Annotated in this window: 21 protein-coding genes; 15 read left to right on the forward strand and 6 right to left on the reverse strand. The window is 62.0% G+C overall.

Annotated elements, in window-relative coordinates:
* Positions 1 to 152: 152 nt before the first annotated feature.
* Positions 153 to 1,136: a sugar ABC transporter substrate-binding protein gene (locus tag FHX03_RS05755; protein ID WP_183852860.1), complete on the reverse strand. Its 984-nt coding sequence runs from the start codon at positions 1,134 to 1,136 to the stop codon at positions 153 to 155.
* Between the two features lie 331 nt (positions 1,137 to 1,467).
* Here FHX03_RS05755 and FHX03_RS05760 point away from each other — a divergent pair, with 331 nt between their 5' ends.
* On the forward strand, positions 1,468 to 2,478 hold the full coding sequence (locus FHX03_RS05760; protein ID WP_183779077.1) for a LacI family DNA-binding transcriptional regulator: 1,011 nt from the start codon (positions 1,468 to 1,470) through the stop codon (positions 2,476 to 2,478).
* Positions 2,479 to 2,504: 26 nt separating this feature from the next.
* On the opposite strand, the gene FHX03_RS05765 is transcribed toward FHX03_RS05760, so the two are convergent.
* The 4 genes from FHX03_RS05765 to FHX03_RS05780 form a co-directional block, all read right to left on the reverse strand.
* On the reverse strand, positions 2,505 to 3,008 hold the full coding sequence (locus FHX03_RS05765) for a cupin domain-containing protein (RefSeq protein WP_097624600.1): 504 nt from the start codon (positions 3,006 to 3,008) through the stop codon (positions 2,505 to 2,507).
* A 116-nt stretch (positions 3,009 to 3,124) separates the two neighbouring features.
* Entirely contained in the window at positions 3,125 to 3,493 is a 369-nt protein-coding gene (locus FHX03_RS05770) for a YraN family protein (protein WP_183852862.1), read from the reverse strand.
* Complete coding sequence (rsmI, locus tag FHX03_RS05775) at positions 3,483 to 4,400, reverse strand: 16S rRNA (cytidine(1402)-2'-O)-methyltransferase (RefSeq protein ID WP_183852864.1); 918 nt, start codon at positions 4,398 to 4,400, stop codon at positions 3,483 to 3,485. Before rsmI ends, FHX03_RS05770 begins: the two co-directional genes overlap by 11 nt.
* Entirely contained in the window at positions 4,397 to 4,555 is a 159-nt protein-coding gene (locus FHX03_RS05780; protein ID WP_165503874.1) for a hypothetical protein, read from the reverse strand. Before FHX03_RS05780 ends, rsmI begins: the two co-directional genes overlap by 4 nt.
* Positions 4,556 to 4,648: 93 nt before the next feature.
* Between FHX03_RS05780 and dnaN the strand changes: the two genes are divergently transcribed.
* From dnaN to FHX03_RS05820, 8 genes are all read left to right on the forward strand, one after another.
* Complete coding sequence (dnaN, locus tag FHX03_RS05785) at positions 4,649 to 5,767, forward strand: DNA polymerase III subunit beta (protein WP_064835993.1); 1,119 nt, start codon at positions 4,649 to 4,651, stop codon at positions 5,765 to 5,767.
* Positions 5,768 to 5,845: 78 nt separating this feature from the next.
* Positions 5,846 to 6,757, forward strand: a complete 912-nt coding sequence (locus FHX03_RS05790; protein WP_183852865.1) for a DUF72 domain-containing protein — start codon at positions 5,846 to 5,848, stop codon at positions 6,755 to 6,757.
* Positions 6,758 to 6,852: 95 nt separating this feature from the next.
* Positions 6,853 to 7,452, forward strand: a complete 600-nt coding sequence (gene pmtA / locus FHX03_RS05795; RefSeq protein ID WP_097624596.1) for a phospholipid N-methyltransferase PmtA — start codon at positions 6,853 to 6,855, stop codon at positions 7,450 to 7,452.
* Positions 7,452 to 8,033 (forward strand): histidine phosphatase family protein, encoded by a 582-nt coding sequence (locus tag FHX03_RS05800; RefSeq protein ID WP_183852867.1) that lies wholly within the window; start codon positions 7,452 to 7,454, stop codon positions 8,031 to 8,033. Before pmtA ends, FHX03_RS05800 begins: the two co-directional genes overlap by 1 nt.
* Positions 8,034 to 8,039: 6 nt before the next feature.
* Positions 8,040 to 8,747 (forward strand): orotidine-5'-phosphate decarboxylase, encoded by a 708-nt coding sequence (pyrF, locus tag FHX03_RS05805; RefSeq protein WP_097624594.1) that lies wholly within the window; start codon positions 8,040 to 8,042, stop codon positions 8,745 to 8,747.
* 23 nt (positions 8,748 to 8,770) lie between these two features.
* Positions 8,771 to 9,058, forward strand: a complete 288-nt coding sequence (locus FHX03_RS05810; protein WP_012482361.1) for a DUF1330 domain-containing protein — start codon at positions 8,771 to 8,773, stop codon at positions 9,056 to 9,058.
* 144 nt (positions 9,059 to 9,202) lie between these two features.
* Positions 9,203 to 10,183, forward strand: a complete 981-nt coding sequence (locus FHX03_RS05815; protein ID WP_097624592.1) for a complex I NDUFA9 subunit family protein — start codon at positions 9,203 to 9,205, stop codon at positions 10,181 to 10,183.
* 280 nt (positions 10,184 to 10,463) lie between these two features.
* Positions 10,464 to 10,616 carry a hypothetical protein gene (locus FHX03_RS05820; protein ID WP_003570911.1) on the forward strand — a complete coding sequence of 51 codons (153 nt, stop codon included), beginning with the start codon at positions 10,464 to 10,466 and terminating at the stop codon, positions 10,614 to 10,616.
* A 243-nt stretch (positions 10,617 to 10,859) separates the two neighbouring features.
* Here FHX03_RS05820 and FHX03_RS05825 read toward each other — a convergent pair whose 3' ends face one another.
* Positions 10,860 to 11,657, reverse strand: coding sequence for an undecaprenyl-diphosphate phosphatase (locus FHX03_RS05825; protein WP_097624591.1), 798 nt, complete (start codon positions 11,655 to 11,657; stop codon positions 10,860 to 10,862).
* A 229-nt stretch (positions 11,658 to 11,886) separates the two neighbouring features.
* On the opposite strand from FHX03_RS05825, the gene FHX03_RS05830 reads away from it, so the two are divergent.
* The 6 genes from FHX03_RS05830 (at position 11,887) to FHX03_RS05855 (ending at position 18,339) form a co-directional block, all read left to right on the forward strand.
* Entirely contained in the window at positions 11,887 to 12,579 is a 693-nt protein-coding gene (locus tag FHX03_RS05830; protein WP_049730772.1) for a glutathione S-transferase family protein, read from the forward strand.
* A gap of 12 nt (positions 12,580 to 12,591) precedes the next feature.
* Positions 12,592 to 13,749: a tRNA epoxyqueuosine(34) reductase QueG gene (queG, locus tag FHX03_RS05835; RefSeq protein WP_183852869.1), complete on the forward strand. Its 1,158-nt coding sequence runs from the start codon at positions 12,592 to 12,594 to the stop codon at positions 13,747 to 13,749.
* Complete coding sequence (locus tag FHX03_RS05840; protein ID WP_097624589.1) at positions 13,749 to 14,618, forward strand: SDR family oxidoreductase; 870 nt, start codon at positions 13,749 to 13,751, stop codon at positions 14,616 to 14,618. The genes queG and FHX03_RS05840 overlap by 1 nt, the downstream gene beginning before the upstream one ends.
* A gap of 407 nt (positions 14,619 to 15,025) precedes the next feature.
* Complete coding sequence (locus FHX03_RS05845) at positions 15,026 to 15,388, forward strand: septal ring lytic transglycosylase RlpA family protein (protein WP_097624588.1); 363 nt, start codon at positions 15,026 to 15,028, stop codon at positions 15,386 to 15,388.
* Between the two features lie 205 nt (positions 15,389 to 15,593).
* Entirely contained in the window at positions 15,594 to 16,883 is a 1,290-nt protein-coding gene (locus FHX03_RS05850; RefSeq protein ID WP_097624587.1) for an RsmB/NOP family class I SAM-dependent RNA methyltransferase, read from the forward strand.
* A 181-nt stretch (positions 16,884 to 17,064) separates the two neighbouring features.
* Complete coding sequence (locus FHX03_RS05855; protein ID WP_183852871.1) at positions 17,065 to 18,339, forward strand: imelysin family protein; 1,275 nt, start codon at positions 17,065 to 17,067, stop codon at positions 18,337 to 18,339.
* Positions 18,340 to 18,368: the final 29 nt, after the last annotated feature.

Consider the following 18,368-nt stretch of genomic DNA (forward strand, 5'->3'; position numbering starts at 1 on the left):
CCTCATGCGCGCTTATGCGATCCTCCGCGAAGGCGCATAGGAGAGGCTCGAAAACGAGCCTCATCCGGAGCGATCAACGCGTCAATCGGTTTGTTAGCGGTTGGCGCCGGCCAGCAGCCGGCGCTCCTTTGGTTTTACAACCGGCGATCCGCTTATTTCAGATCGGCAGAGGTGACGAGCTTGACGTCGGTCTTGACCCAGCCGGTGAATTTTTCGCCGGCAAGTTCGCGCATGCCATAGTCGATGCCCATAACCGCCATCTGCGCGCCATACTGCTCGACGGTGGCGAGCATCTTGCCATCCTTGATCAGCGGCTGAACGGGCGGGATGTTGTCGAAGCCGACAACCTTGATCTTTCCGGCCTGGCCGGCGGCATCGAGAGCCTTGACGACGCCGAGAGCCATGGAGTCGTTGGCGGCCATGACGCCCTGGATATCCTTATACTTCGTCAGGAAATTCGTCATGACGGTATTGGCTTCCTCGGTCTCCCAATGGGCGGTCTTGCTGTCGAGAAGCTCGAGCTTGCCCGATTTGACCGAGGCCATGAAGCCTTCCTTGCGCTCCTTGGCGTTGTCGGCCTCGGGGTTGCCCTCGAGGATGACCACCTTGGCGCCGGCTCCGAGATCCTTGGCCAGCGCATCGCCTGCAAGCTTTGCGCCTTCCTTGTTGTCAGGTCCGAAGAAAGCCAGATCGATTCCGGCCTTCTTCTTGGCATCGGCATCGAGCGGTACGTCGATGTTGATGACCTTGACGCCGGCCTTGACCGCCTTTGCCAGCGGCGTCGCCATCGCCTTTGAATCGGCCGGTGCCACGACGATGATATCGTATTTCTGGGTGACGAAGTTCTCGACGGCGTCGACCTGCGAGGCGAAGTCACGCTCGTCCTTCATGCCGACGGCCTTGAAATCGAACTTGTCCTTGTTCTCGGCCGCATATTTGTCGGCGCCAGCTTTCATCTGCTTGAAGAACTCATTGGACAAGGATTTCATGATCAGGCCGACCTTCGGCTTCTCGGCCGCGAAGGCAGTCGACACGCTGCAGGACAGCGCCAGCACCAGGGTACCGGCGATACCGAGCTTCAAGGCCGCACGGCGCGGTGCATTGATCAAGACGGATTCACGCTTAAATTTGGACATTTTTTCCTCCGAACGGCCCAGGGCTCAGCTCCATCTGAGTTGCCCGCGGCAAATGAACCGTTTCCAACGCCAAATGGGTAACACGCCTCCAAAAATTGTCAAGCGACCAAAACGGCGCCCTGGAGCGAACTGCATCGCCACGTTCGACGCATATTGACATGAGCGCGATGAACCGTTTCCATGCTCTTAGGCAGGCGCTGCTCGCACGTTCAGACGCTGGAATCGAGACACGGCCCTTTGACTAGGGACCTGAAGACCATTAGCTGGAAGCCAGGATCAGGCGCCCTCGGGCGCCTTGCGCAGGCGAAGATGAAGGGCATCTATTTCTGTCATGTCAAAGGTCGGGATCAGGGATGTTGCCAAGCTTGCGGGTGTTTCCACCGGCACCGTTTCCAGGGTTTTGAACGATCATCCGTCCGTGACCAAGGATGTGCGGGCACGCGTCGAAGGGATCATCAAGGACCTGGGTTATCTGCCCGACCCGTCGGCAAGAAGCATGCGCAGCAAGGTCAGCCGCCTGATCGGCATCGTCATCCCGGATCTGACCAATCCCTTCTTCTCCGAACTCGTGCAATCGGCAGAACAGGCGGCGGCCAATCACGGCTATAATATCATCGTCATGACCTCGCTTGATCATGCGGCCAAGGAAGCCGATCGGATCAAGCAGCTGACGAGCCGGAAGGTCGACGGCATCATTCTCGTCCCCAGCAATGATTTTCATACGCTCAAGCTGCCGAAAGGGTTGCCGATCGTCGTCGTCGACCGTCTTATGCCCGGATATTCCGGCATCGCCGCCGATCACCGCGCGGGCGTTCGCCTCGGCGTCGAGCACCTTCTGAAGCTCGGCCATCGCCGCATCGGCTTCATCTCAGGGCCTGGACACTCGGTCCCCGCCAACGACCGCCTGAGGGGTTATCTCGACGCCATGGAGCAGACGGAGGACGGCGCGAAAACGGCGGGACCGCCGCTGATCGCCGAAGCCGCTTTCGACTATGAGAGCGGCCGCTCGGCTGGAAATTATCTTCTGGCCCGCGCCCGCAACGAACGGCCGACGGCGATCTTTGCCAGTTCGGACCAGCAGGCAATCGGCTGCATGCGGGCAGCGCATGATCTGGGAATTCCGGTTCCCGCGGCCCTTTCCATCGTCGGCTTCGACGGCATCCCGCTCGCCAGCATGACGACGCCGCGCCTGACGACGGTGAAGCAGCCGATCCAGGATGTCGCCGCCGCCGCGGTCGCCGTTCTGTTGAACAAGCAGACCGCGCCAGAGCTCGACAATCCGATCCTGTTTGCCTGCGAGGTTTTAGAGGGCGAAACCACCGCCCCGCCCCAGCCCGATTAGTCGCGCATGATGGCCGGCGGCGCTTTTCAGGCGGCGATGCCCTGATTGCCGCCGTTACGCAGCATGTTGCGCAGGCGATAGGCAATCGCCAGGGGCTTCGGGAAAGGCTTGCGCAGGAAGGCGACCTTGCGGACATAATTGTCGACCCGCCAGCTCGCCCAGGTTCCGCCGGCGAAAAAGGCGACGTCGCCGGCGCAGAGCGTGCGTTCGGTGCCGTCCTCGGCAGTGATATGGACCTCGCCTTCGAGGATCATCACTGTCTCGTCCCAGCCGAAATACCAGCGGAATTCGCCTGATGTGCAGTCCCAGATCGCCGTCAGCGAGGCCTCGTCATGACCGCGCGAATGCTCGGCGGTGCGGGCCTGCGGATTGCCGCTGATAATCCAGTCCGGATTGATCGGCGTCGATTTCAGCGGCAAGAGATCGCTTGCATGCGCGACGAAGGATTTGCCGGCCGGCTTTACCACGGCATAAGGCACCGAGCGCGCGGCCATGGCGACCGCACTTGCAAGCATCAGCTTCCAGGCCATGAAACAATCCCCAATTGTTATCCCTACCGAGATTTGGCTAACAGAGAGTCGTAAGCACCTGGTTCAAACGGGCACTAAAATTTTACCGATCCGGACAAGGATGGGTTGAAACGAGGTCAGAAGGCGTCAGGAAAGTGTCGCGGCAGCCGCCGTGGCATCACCGCGACAATATCGTAACGCTGGGAAAGCCGGGCCTGATCCGGCTGGCGGGCGAGCCAGAGATCGCTTGCCGCTCGTATGCGCTTCTGGGCGGCCGCGGAGACGGCGTCGACAGCTGCCGCCTCGCCGTGGCGGGCCTTGACTTCGACGAAGACGGCGAGGTCACCCTTGCGGGCAATAATATCGATCTCCCCGAGCCGGGTGCGGTGGCGCAGCGACAGGATGCGGTAACCCTTCAGCATCAGAAAGACGGCGGCGACATATTCCGACATCAAGCCGCGGCGTAGCGCCTTTCTTCTCAGGGCGGTGAGGTCGCTATCGCCCATCGGCGCCCTTCAGCTCCAGCAGGCGCTGGTAGAGCACCTTGCGCGGCAGACCGGTGAGACGGGCCGCCTCGGCCGCGGCCTTGGCCGTCGACATGGTCTTCGACAGATCGGCCAGCACGGCTTCGACATCGGCCTCCGGCGTTTCCACCGGCTCCGGCGGCCCGACGACGAGGACGATCTCGCCCTTGACGTTGTCCACCTCCCGGTAGTGCGCGGCAAGCTCGCCTAACGTGCCGCGGCGGAACTCCTCATAGGTCTTGGTCAGCTCGCGGCAGACGGAGGCGGGCCGGGCGCTGCCCAGCACGTCGGCGGCTGCAAGAAGCGTGGCGCCGATGCGATGCGGCGATTCAAAGAAGATCAGCGTCGCGGGGGCCGCGGCAAGTTCGCCGAGACGGTCGCGGCGGGCCTTGTCCTTGACCGGCAGGAAGCCGGCAAACAGAAAGGCGTCGTTCGGCAGGCCGGAGCCGACAAGGGCTGCAAGCGGCGCCGATGCGCCGGGAATGGGAATGACGCGGTAACCTGCCGCAATTGCCTGCTGCGCCAGCCGATAGCCGGGATCGGAGACCAGCGGCGTGCCGGCATCGGAGACCAGCGCCACCGAGCGGCCGGCCTCCAACGCCTGGAGGAGCCGCGGGCCGGCCTCGTCGGCATTGTATTCGTGATAGGCGAAGGGTCGATTCTGGATGCCGTAGCGGTCGAGCAGCACGCGGGTGACGCGCGTATCCTCGCAGGCGAGCACATCGGCGCCGGCCAGCGTTTCCAGCGCCCGCAGCGTGATATCGCCGAGATTGCCGATCGGGGTGGCGACCAGATAGAGCGCCGGCTCCAGCGGCCGCGCCGGCACCGCCATATTGTGCAGGCGGAAGCTTCGCCGGGTGGCGGCCTGCTCTGTCGTTTCCTCATTCATGCAATTTGCTTTCGTCCCGCCGTCATCGCGCCTTTATGGGCGAGCGGCACGGCTTCGGCAAGGGTTCGGATTTCTGTGAGAATTGCTCGGGAAAACCGCAAATGCAGGCGCTTGGCCCTCCATGCCTCTTGCAATCCGATGCTGAAGTCTGCCATTTTGCCCGTCCACTCCTCCGGTCTCAGGCCGGGAAAGCATTCTTCGGGTGCTCGATGCGCCCGGACAGTCACGGTCGAAAGCGGTAGCATTCCATGCGTATTACTATTGAGCGGTCAAACCTGTTGAAATCGCTGAACCACGTGCACCGCGTGGTCGAACGTCGCAACACGATCCCGATCCTGTCCAACGTATTGCTCAAGGCCGACGGCCAGAACCTCGACATGAAGGCGACCGACCTCGACCTCGAAATAACCGAGGCGACACCGGCAAGCGTCGAGCAGGCCGGCGCCACCACCGTTCCGGCCCATCTTCTCTACGATATCGTGCGCAAGCTTCCGGACGGCTCGGAAGTGCTGCTCGCCACCAGCACCGACGGCGGCTCGATGACCGTGCAGTCCGGCCGCTCGAAATTCTCGCTGCAGTGCCTGCCCGAATCCGACTTTCCCGATCTGACCGCCGGCACCTTCACGCATTCCTTCAAGCTGAAGGCGACCGATCTGAAGATGCTGATCGACCGCACGCAGTTCGCCATCTCGACGGAAGAGACGCGGTATTATCTCAACGGCATCTTCTTCCACACGATCGAGAGCAATGGCGACCTGAAGCTCAGGGCAGTCGCCACCGACGGCCACAGGCTGGCGCGCGCCGATGTCGATGCGCCCTCCGGCTCCGAAGGCATGCCCGGCATCATCATTCCGCGCAAGACGGTCGGCGAGTTGCAGAAGCTGGTCGACAACCCGGAGGTGACGGTGACCGTCGAGGTCTCCGACGCCAAGATCCGCCTGACCATCGGCTCGATCGTCATGACCTCGAAACTGATCGACGGCACCTTCCCGGATTACCAGCGGGTCATCCCGACGGGCAACGACAAGGAAATGCGCGTCGACTGCACGACCTTCGCCCAGGCCGTCGACCGTGTTTCCACCATTTCGTCCGAGCGCGGCCGCGCCGTCAAGCTGGCGCTGTCCGAAGGGCAGCTGATGCTGACGGTCAACAATCCGGATTCCGGCAGCGCGACCGAGGAAGTCGCCGTCGGTTACGACACGGATGCGATGGAAATCGGCTTCAATGCCAAATACCTGCTCGACATCACCGCGCAGCTTTCCGGCGAGCAAGCGATCTTCCTGCTGGCCGATGCCGGCTCGCCGACGCTGATCCGCGACACGGCGGGCGACGATGCGCTCTACGTGCTGATGCCGATGCGCGTCTGACGGGAACGAAGGCCGCCCGGCTCCGTTTTTCCTCCAGTTAAGCGGAGGATTGCTCCTCCTGTGAAAACGGAGGATCCGATGATGAAAAAGGCGGGAACGGTGCGCATCGGCGTATCCGGCTGGACCTATGCGCCCTGGCGCGGCCAGTTCTATCCGAAGGACCTGCCGCAGAAGCAGGAGCTTTCTTACGCCGCCCGGCGCTTCCCGTCGATCGAGATCAACGGCACCTTCTACAGCCTGCAGCGTTCGGAAAGCTTCGGCCGCTGGCGCGACGAAACACCTGGTGATTTCGTCTTCGCGGTCAAGGGGCCGCGCTTCATCACGCATATGCTGCGGCTGCGCGAGATCGAGACGGCGCTCGCCAATTTTCTCGCCTCCGGCCTGCTGCGGCTTGGCCCCAAGCTTGGGCCGATCCTCTGGCAATTCCCGCCGAACATGGCTTTCGATCCCGATCTTTTCGAAAATTTCCTGGCGCTGCTGCCGCAGGACCGCGATGCGGCTGAAACACTTGCCAAGCGGCATGACGGGCACGTCAAAGGCCGGGCCTGGCTTCGAAGCGACGGCGATCAGCCGATCCGCCACGCGCTCGAAATCCGCCACGACAGCTTCCGCTCTGCCCCCTTCATCGAGATGCTTCGGCGACATAATGTCGCCCTCGTCTGCGCCGACACGGTGGAATGGCCATTGCTGATGGATATCACCGCCGATTTCATCTATTGCCGCCTGCATGGTTCCGAACAACTCTATGTCAGCGGCTATGAGGACGAGGCACTCGACCTATGGGCCGAACGCATCCGTGCCTGGGCAACCGGCGGAGAACCGAAAAATGCGACGCGGGTGCTGGCGCCGCTCGCAGCGTCCAGCAAGGGCCGCGACGTTTATCTCTATTTCGACAATACCGACAAGAAGCTGCGCGCGCCTGTTGACGCCGATCATCTTTGCCAAAGGCTTGCCGATCTTATGCCGCGTTCCGCCCCGAAAGCCGCATGAGCTGTTGATGCCGGTATCCTTGTTGCGAAAATCCTTGTCCCGACAGCGACAAGCGGCATATTAAGACAGTCGATCAACATGCGGATGGGTGGAGAATGCGCTTAAGGGTCAAGGTCAAGGAACAGCTCGGGAAAAGATTCGATGAGGAAATCCGTTTCTTCCGGGGGATGATGCAGGGGCCGAAGACGGTCGGCTCGATCGTGCCGACCTCCTCGATCACCGCCAGGCGCATGGCAAGCGTCATCGACATGCATTCCGGGCTACCGGTGCTTGAGCTCGGGCCCGGCACCGGCGCGATCACCAAGGCGATCCTTGGCCGCGGTGTGAAGCCGGACAATCTGGTCGCGATCGAATATTCGACGGATTTCCACCAGCATCTGCTGCGCGCCTATCCCGGTGTGCACTTCATCAACGGCGATGCCTTCGATCTCAAGACCACACTTGGCACCTTCGGCGACCAGACGTTCGATTGCGTCATCTCCTGCATTCCGCTCTTGAACTTCCCGATGGCGATGCGCGTCTCGCTGCTCGAAAGCCTGCTCGACCGCCTGCCTGCCGGCCGGCCGGTGGTGCAGATCTCCTACGGCGCGATCTCGCCGATCGCCGCCAATCCCGACCGTTACCATATTCAGCATTTCGACTTCGTCATGCGCAACATCCCGCCGGCGCAGCTCTGGATTTATAAGCGCGGCTGATGTTCGGACTCTATATCACCCATCCGCAAGTCAAGATCGATGCCAACGTGCCGGTGCCGAAATGGGGGCTTTCCGATGTCGGCGCCGCGCGTGCGCGCAAAGCGGCCGAGAGTGCCTGGGCGCGGCAATTGCGGCGGATCATCTCCAGCGACGAGACCAAGGCGATCGAGACGGCCGAAATTTTGGCGGAAGCCACCGGCGTGACGATCGAGATCGTCCACGGCATGCATGAAAACGACCGTTCGGCCACCGGCTTCCTGCCGCCTGCGCAATTCGAGGAAGCGGCCAACTGGTTCTTCGCCCATCCGGAAGAGAGCTTCAAGGGCTGGGAGCGCGCCGTCGACGCGCAAGCCCGCATCGTCGAGGCGGTGAAGACCGTTCTTGCCACGCATGATGCGACAGCCCCGATCGCCTTCGTCGGCCATGGCGGCGTCGGCACGCTGCTCAAATGCCATCTGGCCGGCAAGCCGATCGGCCGCGACCGCGACCAGCCGAGCGGCGGCGGCAATCGCTATGCTTTCGGCCTTGCGGATCTGGCCCTGACATGCGACTGGACACCCATCGAAGACTGGCGGGGGTGACTTGAAATGGACGCACGCGAGCGGCTGATCGTCGGCCTGGATGTTCCAACGATCGGCGAGGCGGAAAAACTGGTTTCCACGCTCGGCGACGACATTCTCTTCTATAAGATCGGCTATCAGCTGGTCTTTGCCGGCGGGCTGGAATTCGCCCGCGATCTTGCCGCAAGCGGCAAGAAGATCTTCCTCGACATGAAACTGCTCGACATCGACAATACCGTTGCTTCAGGCGTCGAGAACATCGCCAAGATGGGCATGTCGATGCTGACGCTGCATGCCTATCCCAAGGCGATGAAGGCGGCGGTCGAGGCGGCGGCCGGCTCCGACCTCTGCCTGCTCGGCGTCACGGTGCTGACCTCGATGGATGCCGAAGACCTTGCCGACGCCGGCTACAGCCAGGATCCGCACAGCCTGGTGCTGCGCCGAGCCGGACAAGCGCGCGCCGCTGGCATGGGCGGTATCGTCTGCTCAGCGGCTGAGGCGGCGGAGGTGCGCGAGATCGTCGGACCCGACATGGCGATCGTCACCCCCGGCATTCGTCCGACGGGCAGCGACCATGGCGACCAGAAGCGGGTGATGACGCCGTTCGACGCGCTGAAGGCGGGAGCGACACACCTCGTCGTTGCCCGGCCGATCGTCAAGGCGCCCGATCCCCGGCATGCCGCTCGCGCCGTGCTCAACGAAATGGTTGCTGCGCGCTGGCCGGCAAACCGCTGACAGACACCAAAAGGGAGAAGACCATGGCCAAGGGGTATTGGATCGCCCGCGTCGATGTTCGCGATGCAGAGCGCTATAAGGATTATGTGGCGGCGGCCAAACCCGCCTTCGAAAAATACGGCGCAAATTTCCTGGCGCGCGGCGGCGCCTTGACCGAACTGGAAGGCAAGGCGCGCGCCCGCAACGTCGTGATCGAATTCCCCTCGATGCAGCATGCCGTCGACTGCTACAATTCACCGGAATACCAGATCGCCGCCAAAATCCGCCAGGAAGTGGCGGATGCGGAAATGGTCGTCGTCGAAGGCGTCTAGAGCGCCGTGCGTCGTTTCGGACGATGCGTCAGGCGAGTTCGGATCCGCAAAAACTGACGGTGCGATGGGCCTTCCCGTCGCGCCGGGATTCGGTTAAGACGGGTGCCGATACAGCATCCTGCCCAGCCTTTCGAGGAACCTGCCATGACCCTTGCCAACCTGCCGCCGCTCGTCACCGTATTCGGAGGATCCGGCTTCGTGGGCAGGCACGTGGTTCGGGCACTCGCCAAGCGCGGCTACAATATCCGCGTCGCCGTGCGCCGTCCCGATCTCGCCGGCTTCCTGCAGCCGCTCGGCAATGTCGGCCAGATTTCCTTCGTCCAGGCGAACCTGCGCTATCGCAATTCGATCGACCGCGCCGTCGACGGTGCGGATCATGTCGTCAACTGCGTCGGCATTCTGCACGAGACCGGCCGCAACACCTTCGACGCGGTGCAGGAATTCGGCGCGCGCGCGGTCGCTGAAGCGGCGCGCGGCACAGGCGCCACGCTCGCCCATATTTCGGCGATCGGCGCCAATGCCAATTCCGAGTCCGGCTATGGCCGCACCAAGGGCCGCGCCGAAACCGCCATCTTCTCGGTCAAGCCCGATGCTGTGATCTTCCGCCCGTCGATCGTCTTCGGCCCGGAAGACAGCTTCTTCAACAAGTTTGCCGACATGGCCCGCATGTCGCCGGTCCTGCCGCTGATCGGCGGCGGCAAGACGAAATTCCAGCCCGTCTATGTCGAGGATGTCGCCGAGGCCGTCGCCCGCGCCGTCGACGGCAAGGTTGCCGGCGGCAAGGTCTATGAGCTTGGCGGGCCCGAGGTGCTGAGCTTCCGCGAATGTCTCGAGATGATGCTGAAGGTGACGAGCCGCAAGAACCCGCTGGTCTCCCTGCCCTTCGGCATTGCGTCGATGATCGGCAGCATCGCCTCGCTGATCCCCCTCATAACGCCGCCGATCACCCCGGATCAGGTTCGTATGCTGAAGCATGACAACATCGTTTCGCCGGCCGCCGAGGCGGAAGGCCGCACGCTGAAGGGCCTCGGCATTGCGCCGACCATGGCCGCATCGGTGCTCGGCTCCTATCTCGTGCATTATCGTCCGCACGGCCAGTATACCGGCACCGGCAAGGCCGCCTGAACAGTTTCGACGTTCTGGAGGACGCCGTTCGCGCACGCCGCGGACGGCGTTTTGCTTTGCCGGCTTAAGCAAAGCCGGCGCAAGTTTGAAATGTTGTTGTGCCGGCCATATCAGGCGCAGTTGCATAAAAGACGCATCGGAAATTTTGTGGAATTAACACCAAATTTAGCAGGAACGTTTATTGCTATTTGCCATTCCACTGACTACCAAACCCGCGCGTCTTCCAACGGACTCAACGCTTGGCATCGCGTGCGGCAATCACTGTGAAAGGCATTTCTCGATGGGCAAGTCAATCGCGCTCCTGTTTGCGTGTGCGGCGCTGGTTATCCTTGCAGGCTCCTTCGTTGCGTCCGGTTCGGTCGCAGCAGTGAAGGGCGGCTGCTCGCCGGCCTACGGCGTCGATCCTTGCTCGACGGCTTCGATCAGCCATTGACGAAAGGCCGGCCTCGCCGCCGGCATCTTTCATAAAGACACCTAGCGGTCGGAGCGCCTGAAGCAGGACGCTCCAAAATGAACGCCCGGTCTTGCCCGCTTCAAAACAGCAGCGAGCACCGCTTATCTTGCTATCTGAAAAATACGGCGCCCTTGGCTGGCAATCGCATGCCTGTCCATAAGCTCGACGCGGCAAATTGCATTCGCGCCGGGGAGCCGCGCGAATGCAATGCGTTGGGATGTCTCAGCCGATCAAGCCGGTTGCGGCCATGCCGAGCAGCAGGACGCCGAGAATGATGCGGTAGACGGCAAACAGCGTGAAGCGGTTGCTTCTGATATAGGCCAGCAGCCATTTGACGGCGATGAAAGCGACGATCGTGGAAACGACGAAGGCGATGCCGAGTGCCGTCCAGTCTTCGTTTGCCGCGCCGCCGTCCTTGAAGGTCTTCAGCAATTCATAGCCGCTCGCCGCATACATGGTGGGGATGCCGACGAGAAAGGCAAATTCGGTCGCTGCGGCGCGGTTGCCGGTGCCGGCCAGCATGGCGACGAAGATCGTAGCGCCGGAGCGCGAGGTTCCCGGGAAGACACCGGCGACGATCTGGGCGATGCCGACGAGGATGGCGACGAGCCAGGTGATTTCCTTATGGGGGGCTTTGCGCGCCGCGGCCCATTCGGCAAAGATCATCCAGAAACCGCCGATGATGAGCGCCCAGGCGATCGGCGTCGCGGTCTCCGGCAGTTCGAAGCCGAGCTTCTTGACGATAAGTCCGAGAATCGCAGTGATGAGAAAGGCGACGATCAGCTTGGCGGCATAGTCGCGATTCTCAGGCTCCCGCCAGCCAAGCACCAGATCCAGCAGCCGACGCCAGTAGATGATGGTGACGGCGAGGATAGCGCCGGCCTGAATGACGATATTGAACATGTCCGACCGGTGGCCGAGCCATTGCTCCGCAATGATCAGGTGGCCGGTGCTCGAGATCGGAAGAAATTCGGTGATCCCCTCGATGACACCGAGAAGCGCAGCATTGATATAATCCATACATTGTCTCCGTTTAAAGGTCGGTCGGGCCTGACCGCTTGGGTCGATCAGGCCGCCGCTTCCATTCGTTCGTTAGACCGTATCTCGCCATTGTCAGATGGCGTAAAATCCGATTCGCTTGTATTGGCGGGGCCAAGCTCCTATAGCTTCAACCAATGAGTCATGACTAGGGCGCTATAACTGAGCTGCCACACAGTCCTGTAACAGCAATCACGAAGCTCGAGTATCGATGCCCACGCTTTATCATCATCCCATGTCATCCGCATCTCGCTTCGTCCGGCTGATCCTGGCCGAATACGGCTATCAGGCGGATCTGATCGAGGAGCAGACATGGGAGAAGCGCCGGGATTTCCTGGCGCTCAACCCGGCCGGCACGCTGCCTGTTTATGTCGACGACAGCATGCGGGCGCTCTGCGGCGCGACCGTCATTTCCGAATATCTGGACGAGACGCATGGCGTGTTGAAGCGCGACCGGCGGCTGCTCGCCGAGGACCCTTTCCAGCGGGCGGAAATCCGCCGGCTGAGCGAGTGGTTCATGCAGAAGATGGAAAACGACGTGACCAAGCCGCTCGCCCGCGAGCGTGTCTACAAGTTGCAGATGACCGCCGATCAGGGCGGCGGCGCGCCGGATTCGAAGATTTTGCGCACGGCCCGCGCGAATATCCGCCAGCATATGCGCTATCTCACCTGGCTTGCCGGCTCGCGCCAATGGCTTGCGGGCGAGCGGATGAGTTATGCCGACCTTGCCGCCGCGGCCTCGATTTCGATCCTCGATTATCTCGGCGAGATCGACTGGGCTGATGCGCCCGTCGTCAAGGACTGGTACCAGCGGCTGAAATCGCGCCCCTCCTTCCGGCCGATGCTGACCGAGCGGGTGCGCGGCCTGACGCCGGTTTCGCATTATGCCGATCTGGATTTCTGACGAGGGCTCTCCATGCCCGAAGCCGATAGAGATGACAAAGAGCGCCGCCGCCGCGACAATTTGACCATGTTCGTGCGGGCGGAATCTGCCGCCAAGGGATTCGATCTCTGCCGCATCACGCGGCCCGACGCGATTCCCGAAGCCAAAGAGCGCCTCGGCCAGTTCATCGATGCCGGGCGCCATGGGACGATGGAGTGGATGGCGGAGACCCGCGACCGTCGCGGCGATCCGCGCACACTCTGGAGCGAGGTGCGGTCCGTCGTGGTCTTCGGCCTCAACTACGCCCCTAAAGAAGATCCGCGCGGCATCCTCGCCAAACCCGATAAGGCTGCGATCTCGGTCTATGCCCGCAACCGCGACTATCACGACATCATCAAGGGCCGGCTGAAGGAAATCGCCACGCGATTTGCGGCGCGGGCCGACGCCGATGTCAAAGTCTTCGTCGATACCGCCCCTGTCATGGAAAAGCCGCTGGCGGCGGCAGCCGGCCTCGGCTGGCAGGGCAAACATACCAACCTCGTCAGCCGCACGCACGGTTCCTGGCTATTTCTCGGCAGCATGTTCACCACCGCCGATCTCGCCGTCGACGCTGAAGAGACCGATCATTGCGGCTCCTGCCGCGCCTGTCTCGACGCCTGCCCGACGGCCGCCTTTCCGGGACCCTATCAGATCGATGCGCGGCGCTGCATTTCCTACCTCACCATCGAGCATAAGGGGCCGATCGATCCTGAACTGCGGTTGCCGATCGGCAATCGCATCTATGGCTGCGACGATTGTCTGGCCGCCTGTCCGTGGAACAAGTTCGCAAATGCGGCCTCCGAGATGAAGCTGAAGGCGCGGGACGATCTGCAGGAGCCATCGATCGCCTTTCTGCTGACGCTTGACGATGCCGCTTTCCGCACCTTTTTCAGCGGCTCGCCGGTGAAGCGGATCGGCCGTGACCGCTTTATCCGCAATGTGCTGATCGCCGCCGGCAATTCCGGCGAGAAGGCGCTTATCGCCCAATGTCGGCTGCTCGCCGGCGACGCCTCGCCGGTGGTGCGGGGAATGGCAGTGTGGGCGCTGTCGCGGCTGATGGCGGCTGACGAATTCTCGGCCTTTGCCGCACAAAGGGCTGGTGAGAGCGATGACGACGTATTGAACGAATGGCGGTTGGCGGGAGTGGGCTGATGCATGTGATGATTTTTGGCTGCGGTTTTTCCGGCACGGCGATCGCCAAGGCCTTTGCCGGCAACGGCGTGCGCATTTCCGGCACTACCCGCTCGGCCGACAAGATGGCGGCGTTCCGGCAATACGGCATCGAAGCCTTCCTTTTCGACGGCGAGACCGTGACCGACGACTTGCGCCGGGCGCTGGGAAGCGTCACCCACCTCGTGCAGTCGATCGCGCCCGGCAAAGGCGACCCGTTGCTTCGGTTGCTGGACGAAGACCGCGCAAGCCTGCCGTCCAGCCTCGAATGGATCGGTTATCTCTCCACCGTCGGCGTCTATGGCGATCACAAGGGCGCCTGGATCGATGAGGAAACACCCTGCGTGCCCGTATCCGGGCGCTCGAAGGAGCGGCTCGAAGCGGAAGCGGGCTGGCTGGCAATGGGTGAGGCGTGCGGTGTGCCGGCGGCGGTGCTGCGCCTTTCCGGCATTTACGGGCCGGGGCGCAATGCCTTCTGCAATTTGGACAAGGGCACGGCGCGGCGGCTGATCAAGAAGGACCAGGTGTTCAACCGTATCCGCGTCGAGGATATCGGTGCCGCGACCCGCTTCCTGTCAGAGCATGGCCTCAGCGGCATCTATAACGTCACCGACGACCGGCCCGGCCCGCCGCAGGACGTGATTGTCGAGGCGGCACGGCTGATGGGCGTCGAACCCCCGCCGGAGCAGGCGTTTGAGACCGCCGAGCTGACGCCGATGGCGCGCTCCTTCTACGGCGAGAACAAGCGGGTTTCGAATGCGAAACTCAAGGCCGCCGGCTTCGAATTCGCCTTCCCGAACTATCCGATGTCGCTTGCGCAATTGTGGCAGGACGGACGCTGGCGGGGCTAGAGCCCAAGCGTTTCATACACTCAAAATCAGCGCCCATAATGAGTAGGAAATACCTACTTTACCCATTTGTCGGGATGATTTTCGCCGTATATTATGGTTAACGGCCTTTAAATTTGCGCAAATGTGGCGGAAAATATGGCGAAGCCGGAAAAAAAATTTCGCGATTTTTGTGAGTGCCGGGATGTTAACCGCTCCACTGAAAAATTCGTTCGGATTTTAACTGATTTCACTGCGTTTTTTCCGTTTCCCCCATCACCGCCCGCTTCCGAAATTCCATCATCGCACTCACGAATATTACATATTGTAACATTCCGTGATCATGCGCGGCACTTTTTCGCCACTTTTTCACAGATTTAAGCCCCGCCGCCTGCAAGGGCGTGAGTTCAATAGTTGAGGGATACTCTGTTTTGAAGAAAATATGTCGTTCTATTATCGCTGCCGCAACTATTGCAGCCTGCTCTTTCCTGCTTCCGGCGGAGAGTTTTGCTGGAAATGGCTGCGGCGGTGCTTCATGGTACGCACTTCACTCCAAAACTGCTTCCGGAGAACGTATGAATCCCGCCGTCTTGACTGCCGCACATCGTTCGCTTGCCTTCGGCACCAAGGTCAAGGTCACCAACCGCAACAATGGCCGCACCGTCGTCGTTCGCATCAACGACCGCGGTCCGTTCATCCGCGGCCGGGTACTCGACCTGTCGCGCGCCGCGGCACAGAACATCGGCATGGTCAGCTCCGGCACGGCGAAGGTCTGCTACCAGGTGATCAGCTAAAGCTGACAGCCGGTGATCAGCCAAAGCTGATCGAGGTGGTCAGCTGGGGCCAGGCCGGCCTTGCAGCAATTGGCTGCGCCGTCACCGGCGCTTGCTCTTGCCGTCAATCGCGGTTACCACGCGGTTGAGACTTGTGAACATTCCGCCCGCGCCTGTCGTGACCATGCGGACCGATCACACGTCATGGCAATTAGGAGATTTGTGAATGCGTCTGGGCGGCCGCCTCGAAGGGGCGATTTCTGTGCTCGCGGATATCGATGCCCGCAAGCGGCCCGTTGCCGACGCGCTGAAGGACTGGGGCCTTGCGCACCGCTTCGCCGGTTCCGGCGACCGCGCCGCCATCGGCAACATCGTCTATGACGCCCTGCGCATGCGGCTTTCCCATGCCTGGCTGATGGACGACGAGAGTGCCGCCGCCATTGCCCATTCCGTCATGTTCCGCCAATGGGGTTTCACCCCCGACAGTCTCGCCGCCGAACTGGCGGACGACAAGTTCGCGCCGGCACCGCTTTCGGCCGATGCCCTCTCGGCCTTCGCAAGCCGCTCGCTCGACGATGCGCCGCCGCATATCCGCGGCGATATTCCCGAATGGGTCCAACCCTCCTTCGAACAGGCCTTCGGCGCCGGCTGGCTCTCCGAGGCGCAGGCACTCGCGACGCGCCCGACACTTGATCTGCGCGCCAACATCTTGAAGTCCTCCCGCGACAAGGCCGTCAAGGCGCTCGAACGCGCCGGTGCACATGCAGCGAAAATCGCCCGCTACGGCATCCGGATTGCCGCCGGCGAAGGCGCTTCGCGACTTCCCAACGTGACGGCCGAACTTTCGTTCCAAAAAGGCTGGTTCGAAGTTCAGGACGAGGGTTCGCAGATCGTCGCCGACCTGGTGCTCGCCCATGAGGGCGACCAGGTCCTCGACTATTGCGCCGGCGGTGGCGGCAAGACGCTCGCCATGGCCGCCGCCATGCAGAACAAGGGACAGGTTCACGCTTACGACGCCGACCGCAAGCGGCTGGCCCCGATCATCGAGCGGCTGAAGCGGGCCGGCACACGCAATGTCCAGGTGCATGACGACGCCAAGGGCCTTGCCGGGCTTGCCGGACGCTGCGACAAGGTGCTTGTCGACGCGCCCTGCACTGGCACCGGCACGTGGCGCCGCCGCCCCGATACGAAATGGCGGCTGACGGCGAAGAACCTCGACGAACGCACCGCCCAGCAGCAGGGCGCGCTGGCGCAGGCAAGCGGCTTCGTCAAGCCAGGCGGTGAGCTGATCTACGTCACCTGCTCGGTGCTGCCGCAGGAGAACGAGGAACAGGTGCGCCGCTTCACGGCCGACAATCCTGATTTCCAGATCGTCAGCGCCCTGCCCGCCTGGGATGCGCTCTTCGGCAAAGACGCCCCGCGCCCGCACTCTTCCGATGGCCTGACAGTGACGCTGACGCCGGCTTCCACAGATACGGACGGCTTCTTCTTTTGCCGCCTGCAGCGGAAGGGCTGACGCCGCGGCAAATGGCGCGGTGGTTGCCGATTTTTCCGGGCGAATGCTCCGCAAAACAAGCGCGTGTGCAGACCTCTTGCATCCTTAAATCCATTCCAAACTAGAGCATTTGACACCAGTTTGCTTTTGGGCGAAGAGACGGGGCCCGATTTAGACGGAAAACCCGTCACAGGAGAGGATAATGAAGCTCAATAAACTCCGCGCAGCCGTGCTGGCGATCGCCCCCGCAGCCCTGCTCGCCCTTCCCGCGCATGGCGAGACCGATGCCGCCGCCGTGGTGAAACACTATGCCGAAGTGGCCCATGCCAAATACGAAGACTCGCTGACAACGGCAAAGGCGCTCGATGCCGCGATCGACGCCTTCCTGAAGACGCCTGATGACGCGACGCTGAAGACCGCCCGGGACGCCTGGATCAAGGCGCGCGTTCCCTATCAGCAGACGGAAGTCTATCGCTTCGGCAATCCGATCGTCGACGACTGGGAAGGCAAGGTCAATGCGTGGCCGCTCGATGAAGGCCTGATCGACTACGTCGATCCCTCCTACGGCACCGAGAGCGACGAAAACTCTCTCTATGTCGCAAATGTCATCGCCAACAAGACGATCAAGATCGACGGCAAGGATGTCGACGCCTCCAAGCTGACGCCGGAATTCCTCTCCGGCACGCTGGCCGAGGCCGGCGGCATCGAAGCAAACGTCGCGACCGGCTACCATGCCATCGAATTCCTGCTCTGGGGCCAGGATCTGAACGGCACGGGACCCGGCGCCGGCAACCGCCCGGCGACCGATTACGACCTGAAGAATTGCACGCACGGCAATTGCGACCGCCGCGCCGAATATCTGAAATCCGCCTCCACCCTGCTGGTTTCCGACCTGCAGGAAATGACCGACAACTGGAACGCGGACGGCGCTGCGACGAAGAATGTCGAAGCTGACCCGAAGGCCGGCCTCGTCGCGATCCTGACTGGCATGGGTTCGCTTTCCTACGGCGAGCTTGCCGGCGAGCGCATGAAGCTCGGCCTGCTGCTGCACGATCCCGAGGAAGAGCATGATTGCTTCTCCGACAACACCTACAACTCGCATCTGAACGACGCGATCGGCATTGCCGCCGCCTATACCGGCAACTATACCCGCGTCGACGGCACCAAGCTCAGCGGACCGTCGCTGCATGATCTGGTGGCCGCCAAGGACAAAGCGCTCGACGCCGAGATGGAAGGCAAGCTCAACAAGACGCTCGACGCGATGAATGCCATGGCCAAGCGCGGCGAGACAGTCGAGAAGTACGACCAGATGATCGGCGAAGGCAACAAGGAAGGCAACGCCGTTGTTCAGGCCGCCATCGACGGATTGATCGACCAGACGAAATCGGTACAGCGCGTTATTGCCGCACTCGATCTCGGCACGGTTCAGCTTGAAGGTTCCGACAGCTTGGATAATCCTAACGCCGTCTTCAAATAAGCAAAGGCGGGCCGCTTCGATGACGGAGC

Origin of the sequence: Rhizobium sp. BK456 (genome assembly GCF_014194045.1) — a bacterium.
GTDB lineage: Bacteria > Pseudomonadota > Alphaproteobacteria > Rhizobiales > Rhizobiaceae > Rhizobium > Rhizobium redzepovicii.

Excerpts from the sequence above, each read along its gene's own strand:
- FHX03_RS05770 (WP_183852862.1), bottom strand. The coding sequence starts at position 3,493 with ATGGGCGATAGCGACCTCACCGCCCTGAGAAGAAAGGCGCTACGCCGC.
- FHX03_RS05815 (WP_097624592.1), top strand. The coding sequence starts at position 9,203 with ATGACCCTTGCCAACCTGCCGCCGCTCGTCACCGTATTCGGAGGATCC.
- FHX03_RS05855 (WP_183852871.1), top strand. The coding sequence starts at position 17,065 with ATGAAGCTCAATAAACTCCGCGCAGCCGTGCTGGCGATCGCCCCCGCA.
- FHX03_RS05800 (WP_183852867.1), top strand. The coding sequence starts at position 7,452 with ATGTTCGGACTCTATATCACCCATCCGCAAGTCAAGATCGATGCCAAC.
- FHX03_RS05765 (WP_097624600.1), bottom strand. The coding sequence starts at position 3,008 with ATGGCCTGGAAGCTGATGCTTGCAAGTGCGGTCGCCATGGCCGCGCGC.
- FHX03_RS05760 (WP_183779077.1), top strand. The coding sequence starts at position 1,468 with ATGTCAAAGGTCGGGATCAGGGATGTTGCCAAGCTTGCGGGTGTTTCC.
- FHX03_RS05840 (WP_097624589.1), top strand. The coding sequence starts at position 13,749 with ATGCATGTGATGATTTTTGGCTGCGGTTTTTCCGGCACGGCGATCGCC.
- FHX03_RS05820 (WP_003570911.1), top strand. The coding sequence starts at position 10,464 with ATGGGCAAGTCAATCGCGCTCCTGTTTGCGTGTGCGGCGCTGGTTATC.
- FHX03_RS05810 (WP_012482361.1), top strand. The coding sequence starts at position 8,771 with ATGGCCAAGGGGTATTGGATCGCCCGCGTCGATGTTCGCGATGCAGAG.
- queG (WP_183852869.1), top strand. The coding sequence starts at position 12,592 with ATGCCCGAAGCCGATAGAGATGACAAAGAGCGCCGCCGCCGCGACAAT.
- rsmI (WP_183852864.1), bottom strand. The coding sequence starts at position 4,400 with ATGAATGAGGAAACGACAGAGCAGGCCGCCACCCGGCGAAGCTTCCGC.
- pmtA (WP_097624596.1), top strand. The coding sequence starts at position 6,853 with ATGCGCTTAAGGGTCAAGGTCAAGGAACAGCTCGGGAAAAGATTCGAT.
- FHX03_RS05850 (WP_097624587.1), top strand. The coding sequence starts at position 15,594 with ATGCGTCTGGGCGGCCGCCTCGAAGGGGCGATTTCTGTGCTCGCGGAT.
- pyrF (WP_097624594.1), top strand. The coding sequence starts at position 8,040 with ATGGACGCACGCGAGCGGCTGATCGTCGGCCTGGATGTTCCAACGATC.
- FHX03_RS05755 (WP_183852860.1), bottom strand. The coding sequence starts at position 1,136 with ATGTCCAAATTTAAGCGTGAATCCGTCTTGATCAATGCACCGCGCCGT.
- FHX03_RS05830 (WP_049730772.1), top strand. The coding sequence starts at position 11,887 with ATGCCCACGCTTTATCATCATCCCATGTCATCCGCATCTCGCTTCGTC.
- FHX03_RS05790 (WP_183852865.1), top strand. The coding sequence starts at position 5,846 with ATGATGAAAAAGGCGGGAACGGTGCGCATCGGCGTATCCGGCTGGACC.
- FHX03_RS05825 (WP_097624591.1), bottom strand. The coding sequence starts at position 11,657 with ATGGATTATATCAATGCTGCGCTTCTCGGTGTCATCGAGGGGATCACC.
- dnaN (WP_064835993.1), top strand. The coding sequence starts at position 4,649 with ATGCGTATTACTATTGAGCGGTCAAACCTGTTGAAATCGCTGAACCAC.
- FHX03_RS05780 (WP_165503874.1), bottom strand. The coding sequence starts at position 4,555 with ATGGCAGACTTCAGCATCGGATTGCAAGAGGCATGGAGGGCCAAGCGC.